Origin of the sequence: Sorangium sp. So ce363 (genome assembly GCF_051520435.1) — a bacterium.
Classification (GTDB): Bacteria; Myxococcota_A; Polyangia; order Polyangiales; family Polyangiaceae; genus Sorangium; species Sorangium cellulosum_B.
Window position 1 is genome coordinate 4,269,510 of the sequence record NZ_CP150333.1, and the last position, 14,646, is coordinate 4,284,155.

General features: G+C 72.5%; 12 protein-coding genes. 8 read left to right on the top strand and 4 right to left on the bottom strand.

The features are described 5' to 3' along the window. Positions 1 to 435: 435 nt before the first annotated feature. Positions 436 to 1,455, bottom strand: coding sequence for an AraC family transcriptional regulator (locus tag WMF12_RS16320; RefSeq protein ID WP_437872451.1), 1,020 nt, complete (start codon positions 1,453 to 1,455; stop codon positions 436 to 438). A gap of 123 nt (positions 1,456 to 1,578) precedes the next feature. Here WMF12_RS16320 and WMF12_RS16325 point away from each other — a divergent pair, with 123 nt between their 5' ends. Continuing rightward, positions 1,579 to 2,115, top strand: a complete 537-nt coding sequence (locus WMF12_RS16325; RefSeq protein WP_437872452.1) for a VOC family protein — start codon at positions 1,579 to 1,581, stop codon at positions 2,113 to 2,115. 97 nt (positions 2,116 to 2,212) lie between these two features. On the opposite strand, the gene WMF12_RS16330 is transcribed toward WMF12_RS16325, so the two are convergent. Then, a complete protein-coding gene (locus WMF12_RS16330; protein WP_437872453.1) occupies positions 2,213 to 3,391 on the bottom strand; it encodes a hypothetical protein in 1,179 nt (392 codons plus the stop codon). 177 nt (positions 3,392 to 3,568) lie between these two features. Continuing rightward, complete coding sequence (locus WMF12_RS16335) at positions 3,569 to 4,174, bottom strand: polysaccharide biosynthesis/export family protein (protein ID WP_437872454.1); 606 nt, start codon at positions 4,172 to 4,174, stop codon at positions 3,569 to 3,571. A gap of 260 nt (positions 4,175 to 4,434) precedes the next feature. Here WMF12_RS16335 and WMF12_RS16340 point away from each other — a divergent pair, with 260 nt between their 5' ends. The 4 genes from WMF12_RS16340 (at position 4,435) to WMF12_RS16355 (ending at position 9,064) form a co-directional block, all read left to right on the top strand. After that, positions 4,435 to 5,964 (top strand): O-antigen ligase family protein, encoded by a 1,530-nt coding sequence (locus WMF12_RS16340; RefSeq protein WP_437872456.1) that lies wholly within the window; start codon positions 4,435 to 4,437, stop codon positions 5,962 to 5,964. A 97-nt stretch (positions 5,965 to 6,061) separates the two neighbouring features. Continuing rightward, positions 6,062 to 7,012, top strand: coding sequence for a Uma2 family endonuclease (locus WMF12_RS16345; protein WP_437872457.1), 951 nt, complete (start codon positions 6,062 to 6,064; stop codon positions 7,010 to 7,012). A 256-nt stretch (positions 7,013 to 7,268) separates the two neighbouring features. Further along, a complete protein-coding gene (locus tag WMF12_RS16350; RefSeq protein WP_437872458.1) occupies positions 7,269 to 8,402 on the top strand; it encodes a UTP--glucose-1-phosphate uridylyltransferase in 1,134 nt (377 codons plus the stop codon). A 131-nt stretch (positions 8,403 to 8,533) separates the two neighbouring features. After that, a complete protein-coding gene (locus WMF12_RS16355; protein ID WP_437872459.1) occupies positions 8,534 to 9,064 on the top strand; it encodes a GNAT family N-acetyltransferase in 531 nt (176 codons plus the stop codon). Positions 9,065 to 9,081: 17 nt separating this feature from the next. Here the strand turns inward: WMF12_RS16355 and WMF12_RS16360 are convergent, their stop codons facing one another. Continuing rightward, positions 9,082 to 9,624, bottom strand: a complete 543-nt coding sequence (locus WMF12_RS16360; protein ID WP_231864867.1) for a PadR family transcriptional regulator — start codon at positions 9,622 to 9,624, stop codon at positions 9,082 to 9,084. A gap of 445 nt (positions 9,625 to 10,069) precedes the next feature. On the opposite strand from WMF12_RS16360, the gene WMF12_RS16365 reads away from it, so the two are divergent. From WMF12_RS16365 to WMF12_RS16375, 3 genes are all read left to right on the top strand, one after another. After that, positions 10,070 to 10,852 carry a class I SAM-dependent methyltransferase gene (locus WMF12_RS16365; protein ID WP_437746570.1) on the top strand — a complete coding sequence of 261 codons (783 nt, stop codon included), beginning with the start codon at positions 10,070 to 10,072 and terminating at the stop codon, positions 10,850 to 10,852. A 167-nt stretch (positions 10,853 to 11,019) separates the two neighbouring features. Further along, entirely contained in the window at positions 11,020 to 11,631 is a 612-nt protein-coding gene (gene rpsD / locus WMF12_RS16370) for a 30S ribosomal protein S4 (RefSeq protein ID WP_437552965.1), read from the top strand. Between the two features lie 305 nt (positions 11,632 to 11,936). Next, positions 11,937 to 14,642 (top strand): hypothetical protein, encoded by a 2,706-nt coding sequence (locus WMF12_RS16375; RefSeq protein ID WP_437872460.1) that lies wholly within the window; start codon positions 11,937 to 11,939, stop codon positions 14,640 to 14,642. Positions 14,643 to 14,646 lie beyond the last annotated feature (4 nt).

The window sequence follows — 14,646 nt, forward strand, 5'->3', positions numbered from 1 at the left end:
GCGCTGTCAACGAGCACCTCGACACGCCTCGCCGGCGCGAAGAGGATTCAACCCGAAATCGGCCGCCGCGGCGGTCACAAATGCGGCGCTCCTCGCTCCGCGGCTCGAACCTATGCACCACCGATCGATCCTGATCGTCGCCGCGGTATGCCTCATCGCCGCGTGCGCCAGCCCCCGAGCGAGCGCGCCTGTGCAGAGCGCAGCAGCGGCCAGCTCGCCCCAAGCGACGCCCGACGCGGACGCGTCCGCGAGCACCGAACCCGCGACCACCCCCGTCCGCCGCGCTGCCCCCAGGCATGTGGACCTCCTGCCCCGTTGGGCCACACCGGAGCCGCCCTCGGCGGGGAGACAGGCGGAAACTATCAAAATTGCTACTGTTTCCGGCGACCGCTCGTCATCGACCGGTGTTTCTGGCGGGATTTCTGACCCACGGAGCTACCGGACGCGGGCGCGCCGGTACTCTCCCGGCGTCGTGCCCGTCCAGCGACGGAAGCTGCGGTAGAAATGGCGCGGCTCGCCATAGCCGAGCAGGAACGCGATCTCCTGGAGCGCGAGGTCAGGCCGCCGGACGAGATCGAGCGCCTTCTCCCGCCGGGCCTCGTCGAGCTGCGCCGTGAACGACGTGCCGATGTCCTTGAGCGCGCGCTGGAGCGACCGCGTGCTCATGCCCAGAGAGCGCGCGATCCCCTCCTGGTCCACGTCGCCGCGGTCGAGCCGCTCGTCGATGCGGGCGCGCACGCGCGCGTCGAGCGCCGCGGCGCTGGCGGGCGCGGCGCGCGCAGCGAGCAGCTGCTCGGCCTGGCGAACGAGGTAATCGCGGACCGACGGGTCCGCGCCGACCACGGGCGCGTCGAGCACACGCGCCTCGTAGACGAGGCCCATCGCGCCCGCCTCGAAGCGGGCGGGGGCCCCGATCGCCTCCTCGTAGAGCGACGGCGGGTGCCGGCGAGGATGGCGGAACAGCGCCTCGATCGGCCGCGCCGAGCCGCCGAGGTAGAGCGCGATGAAGCGCGCGAGCGTCGCGATCATCATCTCGATCGGCTCGGCCATGGCGACGACGCGCGGCTCGTGCTCGAGCGCGAGGCGTGCGACCCCGCCGTGCTCCTCGAGGGTGATACGGAGGTACGGGTCCATCAGCCGGCAGAAGCGGCCATAGACGGCGACGCCCTGCCGCACGGTCTCGCTGTGGCGAAGGACGTGCCCCACGATGCCGACGACCGACACCGGGATGCAGCGCGCATAACGCAGCCCGAGCGGCTCGCCGGGGAGGCGCTGGAGAAGGAGCTCCCACAGCGAGAAGAGCGATGCATACGGCACGAGCTCGTCGGGCGCGGCGAGGACCTCGGGCGCGACGCCGGCAGCCCGGAGGAGATCCTCCTGCGGGACTCCGCACGACGAGGCGAAGGCGATGAGCCCGGCGGGCATGGATGCGAACACGAGATCGCCGTCGGACATGGCGTGCGCCGAGGATAGCGCAGCCGCCCGGGGGCTCAGGGCCGATCCCGCCGCGCTCGAAATCCAGCTTGAACGAGCGCTCCGGCTCGTGGCATCCTCGACGTGCACGCAAAGGGGGGGACGATGGCGGTGCATCACGTCGCGCTGGCGACCAGCGATCTGGTCGCCACACACCGGTTTTATACCCGGGCCATGGGGTTCCGTCTCGTGAAGGTCATCGCGGTGCCTTACGAGGGCAGCCGCGACGGGGGCTGGGCGAGGCACGCCCTGTATCGGACCAGCGAGCCCGATGGTCCGCTGCTGGCGTTCTGGGATCTGCACGAAGAGACGGTGCGGGGGCGCTTCAGGACCGATCTCTCGACAGGGCTCGGGCTGCCGGTGTGGATGAACCACCTGGCTTTCAGCGCCCCGACGGGCGAGTTCTACGGTCGGATGCTCGCGCGGTGGCTCTCGCACGGCCTCGAGGTGACCGAGCGAGATCGCGAGTTCTGCCGCTCGATCTGCACGATCGATCCCAACGGCATCATGGTCGAGTTCTGCCAGACCCTCCGGCCCTTCTCGGCCGAGGAGGTGGCCGACGCGGAGCGCTCGCTCTTCGATCCCATGCCGCCGCTCGAGCTGCCGCGACCCTCGATCGTCCACCGGTCGCAGGTGGGGTGATGCGCCCGCGCGCGACCGAGGCTCCGAGGGTGATTGTGCCCCATCGTCACGGCATGCGCCGCGCGTGGGACGATGAGAGCGCGTGCTGCGGTGTGGCTCAGGGCGCTGCCGGAGGACCTTCCCGGCAGGGCGAGACCCGATCTGCGCCGCCGAAGAACTCTCCGGCGAGCAGCGACCACGCCCGCGCGTTCTCCGGCGGGCCGCACTTGAACGGCGCCTTCGCGAGCCGCTTGCCGCGGAGCGCCGCGCGCTGCTCGCGGTAGTAGCGGATCGCCAGCTCGGCGGCGTACTCCACCACGCCGTTCCCAGGCTGGAACGAGTAATACGTGCCGCCCTTCACGATGGTCTCGTTCGGCGAGTACGGCGTGAGGCAGGTGATCCTCGTCCCGCAGCGCGCGATGATCCCGTCGTAGATCGGCGAGAGCGCGGCCTGGGACCACCCGCCGTGCGCGCCGTCGTTGAGGTGGAATAGCTCGTGGAAGAGCGTCTCCCGCACGTCGTCCGCGGAGCGGTGGAGCGAGCCGGAGAGGTTGTACGCGACCGTCCAGCCCGAGGCGTACGCGGAAGGCGTCCGCGCCCGCACGGACCGGAAGTACTTGAGCGCGAGGGCGCGGTGTCGGTAGCGCACGGGCGAGCTGGCCGTGGCCGCGAGATCCGCGACGAAGGCGTCGAAGTCGGCGATCGCCGACACCGTCCACTCGAGGTGGCGGCGCTCGGCGCGCACCGGCAGCTCCGGGACGAGGTGGAGCATGCCGCGGTAACCGCCGTCCATCATGTGCTCCCGCTCCAGCCCGGCGACGCTGCCGTTCTGGTCGAACAGCGCGGTGGCGCTCGCTGCGGCCTGCGGGTCGCCCTGGTAGCGGAGCGCGAGCAGGCAGCGGATGCGCTCGTGCCCCGGGCTTGGCGCGGCCGCCGTCCCGGCGCTCCCGCGCCGGCAGGCGTCGATGGCGTCCCGGTGGGCGGCGGCGTCGCCCGGGAACAGGATCGCCTCGGCTTCGTCGGCCGAGATGGCGGGGGCCGGCTCGGTTGGGGCGGGGGAGGGCGCGGCGTCCTGCGCGCCGTGGGCCTGCGCTGCCCCCGCGGACGCCGCGCTGGCAGGCTCAGGGGTCCCCGGGCCAGAGGGCACGCTGGCCACCGCGAGGGCTGGCGTGCCTGGCGGCGCCGCGGCCTTGCCTGCGGGGCCCGGGGGGCCGGGGCTCGCGGGGGCACACGCCGCGACGATCACCGGCAACGCGAGGGTCAATACGGCGACGAGCGGCGTGGCCTCGGGGCGCATCGTGCCCAGGATGCCAGAACTTGGTGCGGCGATCATCCAACGACGTCCGTCGGGGCAGGGGAGGACGCCCATCGAAGCGCGACGGGCTCTTTGCGACGTGAACGCTACCCACCCGCGCGCCGCAGCCGCATGCGGATAAGCCTGCTCCCGGAACGACGTGTCCCCGATGCGGGCCTTCTACGGCACCACCACGGTATCGTTCGTTTGCAGCGGCAGATCCCCGCGGAGATCGCCTTTCCCGACGACCTCATCGAAGGCGAACGGAATCCTGCGCTCGCCGATCGCGTCGCGCCGGACGATCACGACCTCGTCGGGATCGGCGAAGCGCGTGAATCCGCCCGCGAGGGCGAGCGCCTGGAGCACGGTGATCTGCGCCCTCGGCGTGAACTCGCCAGGACGCGACACCTCGCCCATCACGTAGACCCGGTAGCTGTGGAGCTCTGCCACCTCGACGCTGACGACCGGCTTCTCATGATAGAATTTGGCGGCCTGCGTCGCGATGTCCTCGGCGATGCCCATGACGGTGCGCCCCGACGCCAGGACGTCGCCGACGAGCGGGATCGTGATGAACCCGTCGGGGCGCACCGTGACGCGCTGGCTCAGCGCCTCGTTCTTCCAGGCGCGCACCTCCAGCACGTCGCCGGGGCCGACCGCATAGGCGCTCGTCGCGCGGCGCTCCGCATCGAAATCGACCCGCGGGGCGCGCGCGCCGCAGCCCGGGAGCGCCATGAGGACCGTGAGCGCGGAGCAGAGCAGGGCAATCCGGACACAGCGGGAGCACATGCGGTTTCCAGCCTCCTTGATGCGATGGCGCTCCAGCAAGCGCCGATCCCGCCGCCGCGCTCCGCGCCTGCTCCTCGCGCGCGCACTGGCGCTCTTCCCGCGTGCCGCTCGGGCCCGCGGTGCTAGATCCGTCGCGCGGAAGGGGGGAATGCGCGCCGCGCCTCATCGCGCCCGCGCAGGGCGCCTCTGCGCGGCCGTCACGAGGGCGCGGCGCGGGCCGCCTGTGCGCGGCGCGCGCCACGCGAACGGCGCGCCACACCATGGCAGCGTGGGTCGTGTGCGCGCTGTGCGCGCTCGTCATCATCAAGCCGCAGGAGTTCATCCCCGCGCTCTCGGGGATTCCGCTCGTGCACGCGGCGTTCGGGATCACCCTGCTCTGCGTCGCCCTCGACGTCGTGTGGCGGCGGCTCAAACCGACGCTCGCGCCTCAGGTCGTCTATGCGCTCGCGTTCCTCGCCTGGGCAGCGCTGACCACCGCGCTGAAGCGCCCGGCCGCGCTCGAGGAGCGCGGAATGCAGCTCGCGACCGTCGCGGGCATCTTCGTCGCCGTCGCCGTCGCCGCCGCCTCGCCGCGAGGGCTGCGGGCGCTCGCGATCACGCTCGTCGGCTGCGCCGTCCTCACGACCGTGGTCGCGATCGTGCAGGCGTTCCAGCCCCACGGCTGCATGATCGCGGCTCCCGACGACTGGGAAGGCAAGGGCGAGCTCGAGCCGGATGGGCGCCCCTGCGAGACCAACCTCGACTGCCGCATCGAGGCGCCCGTACCCGATGGCAACTACCGGTGCGAGCGCCCCGGGCCGCTCGGCACGTCGACCATCGATGGCCGCGTCCGCTACCGCGGCTCGCTCGCCGATCCCAACGAGCTCTCGCTGATGGCCGGAATGTCGATCCCGCTCGCGATCGCGCTCGCCGAGCGGCGCACCGGCCCGCGCCGGCCGCGTAGGTCCGTCCGCGGAGGCCCGCCCCTATCGGCGGGCGCGCCGCCCGGCGGCGCTGCGCCAGGGTCCGCGCGGGCCTGCGGGGCGCGCCGCGCGCTGACGCTGCCCGTCCTGCTCACGGATCGGCTGATCTCGCGGGTTGCGGGGGCGCTCCGCGCGCTCCCCGTGACGGCCGTCATCGCGGCGATCGGCGCGATGGTCGTCCTGTCGCGCTCGCGCTCGGGCGTCATCGTGTACCTGGCGGTCCTCGGCATCAGCTTCATCCGGCGGAGCGGGACCCTCGGCGTCATCGCCGCCTGCTTCGTCGGGCCGCCCATGCTCCTGCTCGGCGGCCGGAGCGGCGATGAGGCGAGCGAGAGCTCGGGCGAGCGCGTCGAGCTGCTCCGGGAGGCGTTCGAGATGATCCGCCGGACGAAGGGGATCGGCGTCGGCGCGGGGCAGTTCGGCGACGAGTCGTCGCTCGGCTTGACCGCCCACAACTCCTATCTCCTCGCCGCGGCCGAGACGGGCTTGCTCGGGATGTGCCTGTTCGCGCTCGTCCTGTACGCGTCGATCAAGGTGCCGCTGTCGATCTGGCTGGGCGACGTCGATGTCGGCCCCACGGCGAGGCGGTTCGCGCCGGCGATCTTCGTGAGCCTGTGCGGCGCGCTGATCGGCATCTTCTTCCTCTCGTGGGCCTACAAGGACATCCTCTACATGGTGTTCGGCGCCTCCGCCGCGCTCTACGGCGCCGCGCGGGCCGAGGACAGCCGCGTCGTGGTGCGTGTGTCCGGGCGGGAGGTCGCGCTCGTGTGCGGCGGGATGTCCTTGGTGCTCGTGCTGCTCAACGTCCTGCTCCGGTTCCTCGGGTGAGCGCGCCCGCGAGCGCCGGGCGCTCCCGGGCCGGCGGCGGCGCGGCCTGGCAGGTCGTCCGACGGGAGCGCCCTGGAATGGTGGTATGCTGGGCGGGATGTCGGCTCCCATCCGCAAGCCCGTCGACCCCGCCGCGGCGCCGATCCCGGCCGAGGCGCCGCGCGCCCCGACGGAGGCCGAGTGGGCCGCGATGTCGCCCGCTCAGCGCCAGCAGGCGATCGCGGCGCTCGTCGACTCCATGTCCCAGGAGGAGATCGACGAGCGCCTGGCCATGGCCGAAGGGGACCCGCACTTCGACGCCAAGGTGGAAGCCCGCGACACGCTCCGCGCCTGGTTCGGCCGGCGCGGGCGGCGCGTCTACGTCGGCGCCGACATGAAGGCCCACTATCCGGGCGAGAAGGGCTTCACGCCCGACGTGATCGCGGTGACCGACGTCGATCCCAGCCCGCGCCTCTGCTGGATGGTGAGCGCCGAGGGCAAGGGGATCGACCTCGCGATCGAGGTGCACTACGCCGGCAACTGGCGCAAGGATTTCGTCGACAACGTCGCGCGCTACGCGACCCTCGGGATCCGCGAGTACTTCATCTACGACATCCCGCGCGGGCACCTGAAAGCTCACCGGTTACCGCCCACCGGCGTGCGGCGCTACGAGAGCATCCCCTCGCGCGCCGGGCGGTACCGATCGGAGGTCCTCGATCTGGATCTGGCAGTGGAGGCGGGGCGTCTCCGCTTTTACGCGGATACCGCTGAGCTGGTCACCGCCAGCGAGCTGGTGGGCAAGCTGGAGGGGATGATCGAGGCCGCCGAGGCTCGGATCGAGCAGGAGCAGGCGCGGGCCGAGCAGGAGCAGGCGCGGGCCGAGCAGGCGGTGGGGCAGCTGTCGGCGGCGATCCTGATGCTGCTGGACGCGCGCGGTGTCCCGGCGAGCGAGGAGGCGCGGGGCCGGATCCTCGGCGAGACGGACGTGGACGTCCTGGGACGCTGGCTCCAGCGCGCGGCGACCGCTGCGGCGGTGGAGGAGCTGTTCCTGGAGTCGACCGGCCGCTGACGGAAGCCGGACCGAGGGCTCCCGGGTCAGCGTGATTTCCTGAAGAGGGTCCATTCTCTGAATGGAACTGGCGATCTTCAGGCGAGCGACGCGGCATCGGGGAGCCACGTACGACGCATTCAGCGCCATCCGGATCTCGGGTGTGTGCGCAGGCGCGAGATGCCTCTCAAGCAGGCGGCGCGCCCATTCTGCATGGCGTCACCGGTTGCACGATGCCGTTGCCTCGCGCATCGCCTCGTGGTCTTTTGATGACACCGTGTCTTCCCTCACCCAGCAGATCGCCGCGCTCCCTGGCCCTGTCCTCGCTCGCCTCCGGGCTCGCGGGTTCGACCCCGATCGCGTCGCCCGGTGGGCCGCGTCCATCGGCAAGGACCGGGACGCCCGCAACCGCCTCCAGGGCACGGTCGAGCCGCCCGCGCCCGGCGATATCGCCGACCTGCCCGCCGAGGGCACGCCCGAGCACGCCCGCTGCCGCGAGGCGGGCCTGGCCGCGCTGCGCCGGGGCGAGGTCGCCCTCTGCGTCCTCGCCGGCGGGATGGCCACCCGGATGGGCGGCGTGGTCAAGGCGCTCGTCGAGGTGCTGCCGGGTCGGACCTTCCTCGATCTGCGCCTCGCCGAGAGCGATCACCTCCGGCGCACCACAGGGGTCCCGGTCCCGCTGTGGCTGATGACCAGCGAGGCGACGAACGGACCGATCCGCGAGGCGCTCGGCTCGCGCCTCGACGAGCCGGGCGATCTCTGCGCCACGTTCGAGCAGCACGTCTCGCTGCGCCTGACCCCGGAAGGCGGGCTGTTCCTGGACGATGCGGGCGAGCCGAGCGTCTACGCCACCGGCCACGGCGATCTCCCGGACGCCCTCCGCGAGAGCGGCCTCCTCGGCCGCTTCATCGCCCGCGGCGGGAAGATCGTGTGGATCGCCAACCTCGACAACCTCGGCGCGACCGTCGATCCGGTCCTCCTGGGCTGGCACCTCGGCCACGGCGGGCCTCTCTCCGTCGAGGTGGTCGACAAGGGCGGCGACAAGGGCGGCGGGCCGCTGCGGTGGAACGGCCGACCGGTGATGGCAGAGGACTTCCGGCTGCCGGTCGGGTTCGATCCGAAGGTCGTGCCCGTCTTCAACACCAACACCTTCCTGGCGAGCGCCGAGGCGCTCGACGCGCTCGCGCTGGACTGGATCTATGTGGAGGTCGAGAAGAAGGTGGGCGACCGCAAGGCGATCCAGTTCGAGCGCATCCTGAACGAGGTCACCTTCGGCCTGCCCGCCCGGTTCGTTCGCGTCCCGCGCGAGGGCCTCGCGGCCCGGTTCCTTCCCGTCAAGGACGTCGAGGAGCTGGAGCGGCGGAGGCCGGCGATCGAGGCGATCGCCCGCGCGCGCGGCTTCCTCGGCTGAACCGAGGGCCCAGGCCGCGTCGCGCGGCTGGCGAGCGAAGGTGCCTGTCGTCGTGAATCGACGCGTGTGACGAGGCGCTGCGCGCCGCCGAGGAGCGCCCGAGCGCGCGCTGGCGGACGGGAGAACTGGATATGGCAGATGCGCAGACTGTCTCTCTGGACGCGGCGACGCCGGCGGATGCCGTGATCCTGTCCAACCTTCTCGAGCTGTACATTCACGATCTCAGCGATGTGTTCCCCGCCGTCGAGCTGGGGCAGGACGGGCGCTTCGGCTACCCCAAGCTCCCTCTCTACTGGTCAGAGCGGGAGCGGCGGTTCGCGTTCCTCATTCGATGCGGCGGGCGCGTCGCGGGATTTGTCCTGGCGACGCGCGGTTCGCCGGCGGTGGAGGACCCGGACACCCTCGATGTGGCCGAGTTCTTCGTCCTTCGCCGCTATCGCCGCTCTGGCGTGGGCCGCCAGGCGGCGTGCCTCCTATGGAACGGTGTTCCCGGGAAGTGGACCGTGCGCGTCGCCGAGGGGAACCGGGGCGCTCTGGCGTTCTGGCGCGGCGTCGTCGCGGAGTTCACGAGCGGCGCTGTGATGGAGATCGTGCGTCCTGGCCAGCCACACGCCTGGCGGGTGTTCTGCTTCGAGAGCGTGCCTGAGCGCGTCGCGCCCTGATTCCACGGCGGCGAGGATCACGGGCGCCGACCGGCGCGCCCCTCCGGATCTTCGGCGAGCAGCTCCTCGATCTCGGCCGCCGCCTTGTCGAGCACCTTCACGGTGCGCGCGAGCACGGCCGGCGTGATGCGCCCCCGGCGCATCGCGTGGCGCAGCATCTTCATGAGCGAGCCGATGCGCTTCATGACGTCGCCGAAATCCTCGGCGAAGCGCTCCCACGAGGTCTCGACGAAGCGCTCGTAGAACTCGTCGACGTACTCGCGGTTCGCCTTGAGGTCCTCGCGCCCCGCGTCGGTGATCTCGTAGATCTTGCGCCCCTCGGCCTCGATGACGCGCGCGTGGCCGAGCTCCTCGAGCATCTGCAGCGTCGGATAGATGACGCCCGGGCTCGGCCGGTAGGTGTCGCCGCTGCGCTGCTCGATCGCCTGGATGACCTCGTAGCCATGGCGAGCTCGCTCGGCGAGCACGTCGAGCACGAGATAGCGCACGCCGCCGCGATCGGCGCGGAGCGGCGGACCTCCGAACCAGTCGCCCCACCAGCCCGGCGGGCCGCCACCCATGCCGGGCCGACCCCTCCCGAACGGACCCCCCCTCGGCCCTCGCGGGCCTGCGCAGTGATGATGTTCGTATCCCCAGAACATAGACAAAATCCCTCTCTGGCTCGGCGGCGGACCACCACGGCGGCGAACACTCAGCTGCCACGCGCTCATGCGCAGGCCACCCCGGCTCCACGGCCCGGCTGCCCTGCGGCGGCCGGGTCGATATTCTAAAAGATATATCTAAAAGATAGCTCTCGACTGTCGGCCGTCAAGAGGCGGGGCGGACGACCGCAGGCTTCGCGCCTAGCAGGGCCGCAGGACGCAGCGATGGGGAGAGGCGCCGAGGGCGACCTGGGTGGGGTCGCCGCAGCTCAACCTGGGTGGGGTCGCCGCAGGCTCAACCTGGGTGAGGTCGCGGCTGTTCGCTGCTTGACACAGGACGCTCGTCCCTGTAACGAAAGTGAAAATGATTTTCAGTATCGACGCTGCCCCTTCGTTTGCTCGACGCGAGCTCGCGGGAGTCGCCGCGTGCGCGTACGCCTCCGACGCGTTTCCTGACCTCGGGCTCCACGACGAGGAAGCGCGCCAGCTCGCCCGCGTGCTCGAGGTCGAGCGCGCCGGCTTCACGGAACAGGAGCTCCGCCCCCTCGCGACCCGCACGCGGTTGGTCGACGACGTCGTGGACGACTTCTTCCGCCGTCACCCGGACGGGCTGGCCATCGGGCTCTTCTCCGGGCCGTGCACCCGGTTCTCGCGCGTCGACAACGGGCAGCTCCACTGGATCGACATCGACGTTCCCCGCGTGGTCGCGTGGAAGTCCCGGCGCGCCCCGCGGACGCCGCGGTATGCGCTGGCCACGGCGTCCCCCGGCTGCGATCACTGGATCGATCAGCTCGCCGACACGCAGGACTGGCCCACGTTGATCCTCGGCCTCGGCCTCTTCTCCCATCTCGGCCCCGAGCGGATCGGCGCCTTCTTGACCCAGGTCTCCCTGCGCCTCGCCAAGGACGTCGAGCTCCTGCTCGACGCGAGCCCGTGCCTCCAGCTCCGTCCCACCGCGGCGAGGGGCGCGCGTCACGTCGAGCTCCACCGAGAGGGAGGCGTCGTCGAGACGTTTCCATGGCTGCGCGTCCTGGGCGATAACGACTATCCTGAGCCGCTCGGCGCCCGCATCCGGACCACGAATGGTCTCGCGCGCTTCTTCCGTAAAGCGCAGTTCCCGATCCTCCGCCACCTCCGGCGCGTGTGAGCCCTCGATCGCACCGTCGATAACACCTCCATAACAAGTAACAGCAAGACCCATGCACAAGGACAGAGACGCTCGATGAACATCCAGGACTACGTTGACGCACCGGCGCCCTGCGGCGCCGCGCTCCACCATCGCGACGCGCGCGCGTCCCTGGGGAGGGCCCGGGCATGAGCCGTTACACCGGACCTCGCGTCAAGGTCATGCGCGCGCTCGGGGTCGAGCTTCCCGGGCTGTCGGCCAAGAAGACGGAGCGGAGGCCTTACCCCCCCGGGCAGCACGGACAGGCCCGCAAGAAGCTCAGCGAGTTCGCCCTGCGGCTCCGCGAGAAGCAGAAGGTCAGGCTCAACTATGGCCTCACCGATACGCAGCTGAAGACGCTCATGCTCGAGGCGCGCAGGAGCGATCTCGCCGCCGGGACGAAGCTCATCGAGCTGCTCGAGCGGCGGCTCGACAACGTCATCTTCCGCGCGGGCTTCGCGCGCACCATCCCGGCCGCGCGACAGCTGGTGGCGCACGGGCACGTGCTCATCAACGGAAAGCGCGTCGATATCCCTTCCTACCGCGTCACCACCGGAGAGACGGTGAGCGTGAGCGAGAAGCGCCGTGACCACCGGACCGTCGTGGAGGGCCTCGCGAGGACGGACATGGAAGCCCCCACGTGGCTCGCGGTCGACAAGGACGCCCGGCAGGCGCGCGTGGCCGCGCTGCCGGACGAGACGAGCATCCCGTTCCCCATCGCGGTTCAGCTCATCATCGAGTACTACTCGCAGCGGCTGTGACGAGGACCAGGGCTCGCCGCGCTGGCGAGCCCGCCTCCCTCGACGCGGGGCGGTCGCGACGAGCGCCCGCCTTCCCGGGAGCGTCCGCGAAGCGAGCCGCGCTCGCTGGACGCGGAATGTCCATGGCGTTCGTCGGCATCGGCCCTCGCTCACGCGGTCAGCGCGTGTGGTGGCGCCGAGCCGGGTGCGTCCCGGGGTGACGCGCCCGCGAGCACGCGCCTTGCCGTGCGGGGGCGGAGCGCCCCCGCGCGCGCCCTCCGCGCCGCGCGGCGCCGGACGCGCTGCCCACACGGGCGAGGAATACCATGGCCAGCCTGAGCACGGAGAGCACACCCCGGGAGCGCCTGGACCGCGCGATAAGCGTCCTCGGCCGGGTCCGGATGTACTGGTGCGGAGCGGCCGCGATGATGGCCGTCGGACTCGCGATCTCCTTCGCCCTGGCGCTCGCCACGAAGCGGGTGTGGCGGAGCGAGGCCACGATCCTCTACCGCGATACCATCCAGACCGGCCGCGATCTCCAGAGCAGCACCGCGCGCGCGGCGCGCCTCGGGTCGAAGCTCAAGGACGCGCTCACCGCGCGCGGGACGCTCGCGGGCGTCGTCGAGGCGTTCGGGCTCTACCCGGAGAAGACCGCCCGCTCGATGGTCGAGGCCGTCGAGGAGATGAAGAACCACGTCGGCTTCCGCGCGCAGAGCAGCGATACGTACGTCGTCTCGTTCACCCACGACGATCCGCACGTGGCCCAGCAGGTCGCCGCCCGCCTCACGCAGATCCTGCTCGACGACTACCGCCGCGACAGCCTCGGCACGGCGACGATGACCCGCGATTTCCTGCGGAAGGAGCTCGCCGAGGCCAGCTCCAAGGTCGACGCGGCGAGCCGCGCGCTGGCGACGTTCCTCGCCAGGAATCCGCAGTTCCAGTGGGGGCTCAACGACTCTCCGTATGCACCGGCGCCCCAGCCGCTCGGCTCGCCCGGCGCCCCCGCGCCCGCGGCTGGAGCGCGCGCTCTGTCGTCAGAGCAGCCTGTCCGCCCGGTCGACCCGCAGCTCGCGGCGCTCGAGCGCCAGCTCGCCCGGGTCGAGGCGCTGCTCGGGGCCGGGCGATCGCCAGCGGCGGCGCCGGGGCAGCCGCTGCCCCAGAGCGTCGTCGAGGCGCAGCGGGCCCGCTCGGCCGCCGTCGCCGCGGTCGCGGCAGCCGAGGCGGCGCTCGCCGAGAAGCTCACGACCGTGACCCCGATCCACCCGGACGCCGTCGCCGCGAAGCGCCGCGTCGAGGCGGCGAAGAGCCAGCTCACCGCTGCCGAGAGCGCGCTCGGGCTCGTGCGCGCGGGCGTCACCGAGGCGCCGGCCGGCGAGGCGCGCGCGCTCACGCCGTCGCGGCGCGCGGCGCTCGCGGCGGAGCGGACCGCGCTCCTCCGGCAGATCGCGGGCCTGCGCGCGCGCGCCGGAGGTGGCAGGGTGGCGGCGGGGGGCGAGGGGCCGCGCGCGCCGGCGGAGAGCGCGGCCAGGGGCGAGGGGCCGCGCGCGCCGCCGTGGGCGGCCGACGGGGGCGCCGAGGAGCGCGTGATCGAGCTCGAGACCGAGTGGCACCGGCTCCGCCTCGATCTCGAGCGGGCGCGCGAGTACCTGAAGACCGTTCAGGCCAACGAGCGGGCGGCGGACCTGTCCGCGGACGCCGCCGAGAACAAGAGCGAGACCGAGCTCGACGTCCTCGACCAGGCCTACCTGCCGAGCCGCCCTGACCGGGGGCGGGGCCGCGTCTTCTTCGCGGGCGCCGCGGTGACGTTCTTCTTCGCGCTCGGCGTCGCCGGGGCCCGGGTGCTGCTCAACGACACGCTCTACGACGGCGGCGACATCCACGCGCTCGGCGGCCCAGCCCTGCTGGCCGCGATGCCGGAGCTCCCGGCGCGCCCGCCGCTCCGCGAGCGCACGATCGTGCCCGCGTACTACGCAGAGCCGCGCGGCGAGCCGGGGTACGGCACGGAGCCGCCCGGCTACGGCACGGAGCCGCCCGGCGCGGCTGGACCGGGCGCGGCTGGACCCGGCGGGCTCGGGCACGGCCCCGAGCCGCCCGGCGGGCTCGGGCACGGCGCAGAGCCGCCCGGCGCGTCGGAAGAGGCCGCTCCGGCCGGCGCCGCCCCGGAGGACACGCTCCGGGACGGCCTCGACCTCGGCGACTGCGAGGGGATCGACCGGTCGTCCTGGAGCGCGCCCGAGGCGCCGCTCGCCTGCGTGGGCGTGCGCTCGTTCGCGCGCGCCGGCGGCCCCGCGTTCGACGGGCCCGAGGTGGAGATCATCGGCGCGGATCTCGATCCCGAGGGGCACGGCGTGTTCGAGCTGCTCCGGGGGGCGCCTGCGCCCGCGCTCGCGGCGCTCCGGGTCCTCCGGCACCGGCTCGATCAGCGGCGGGCGGGCGAGCCGCTCGCGGTCGCGGTGGTGAGCCCCGGCCGGGCCGAGGGCAAGACCGCGCTCGCGGTCCGCCTCGCGATGACGCTCGCCGAGGCCGAGCGCGCCCGGGTGCTGCTCGTCGACGGCCACCTCGCGTGCCCCCGCGTCGCGGCGACGCTCGGCCTGCGGCTGCCCGCGCACGCGAGCTTCTCGGAGCAGCTCCGGCGGCGGATGGCGGGCGAGATCCGCCCGCTGGGCGTCATCGCCGTCAGCCAGTCGCTCTCGGTGCTCGCGGAGCCATCGCCCGAGGCGAGCTACCCCGCGGCGCTCCACTCGGTCCACTTCGAGGCCGCGATGCGCACGCTGCGGCGCTACCACGATTACGTCGTCATCGACGGCCCTCCGGTCCTTGGCTCGGGCGACGCCAACGTCATCGAGGACGCCTCCGACGGCATCGTCCTCGTCGCGCGCGCCTCGCTGACCCGGGCGTCGTCGCTGACGAGGGCCGCCGAGCAGCTCGGCGATCGCCGCATCCTCGGGGTGGTCCTGAATGACGTGGCGCCGAGGCCCGTCGCCAGGAAGCGGGTCTGTATCGACGGCGAGCCAGCGGGGCAGTCGGTCTGAGGAG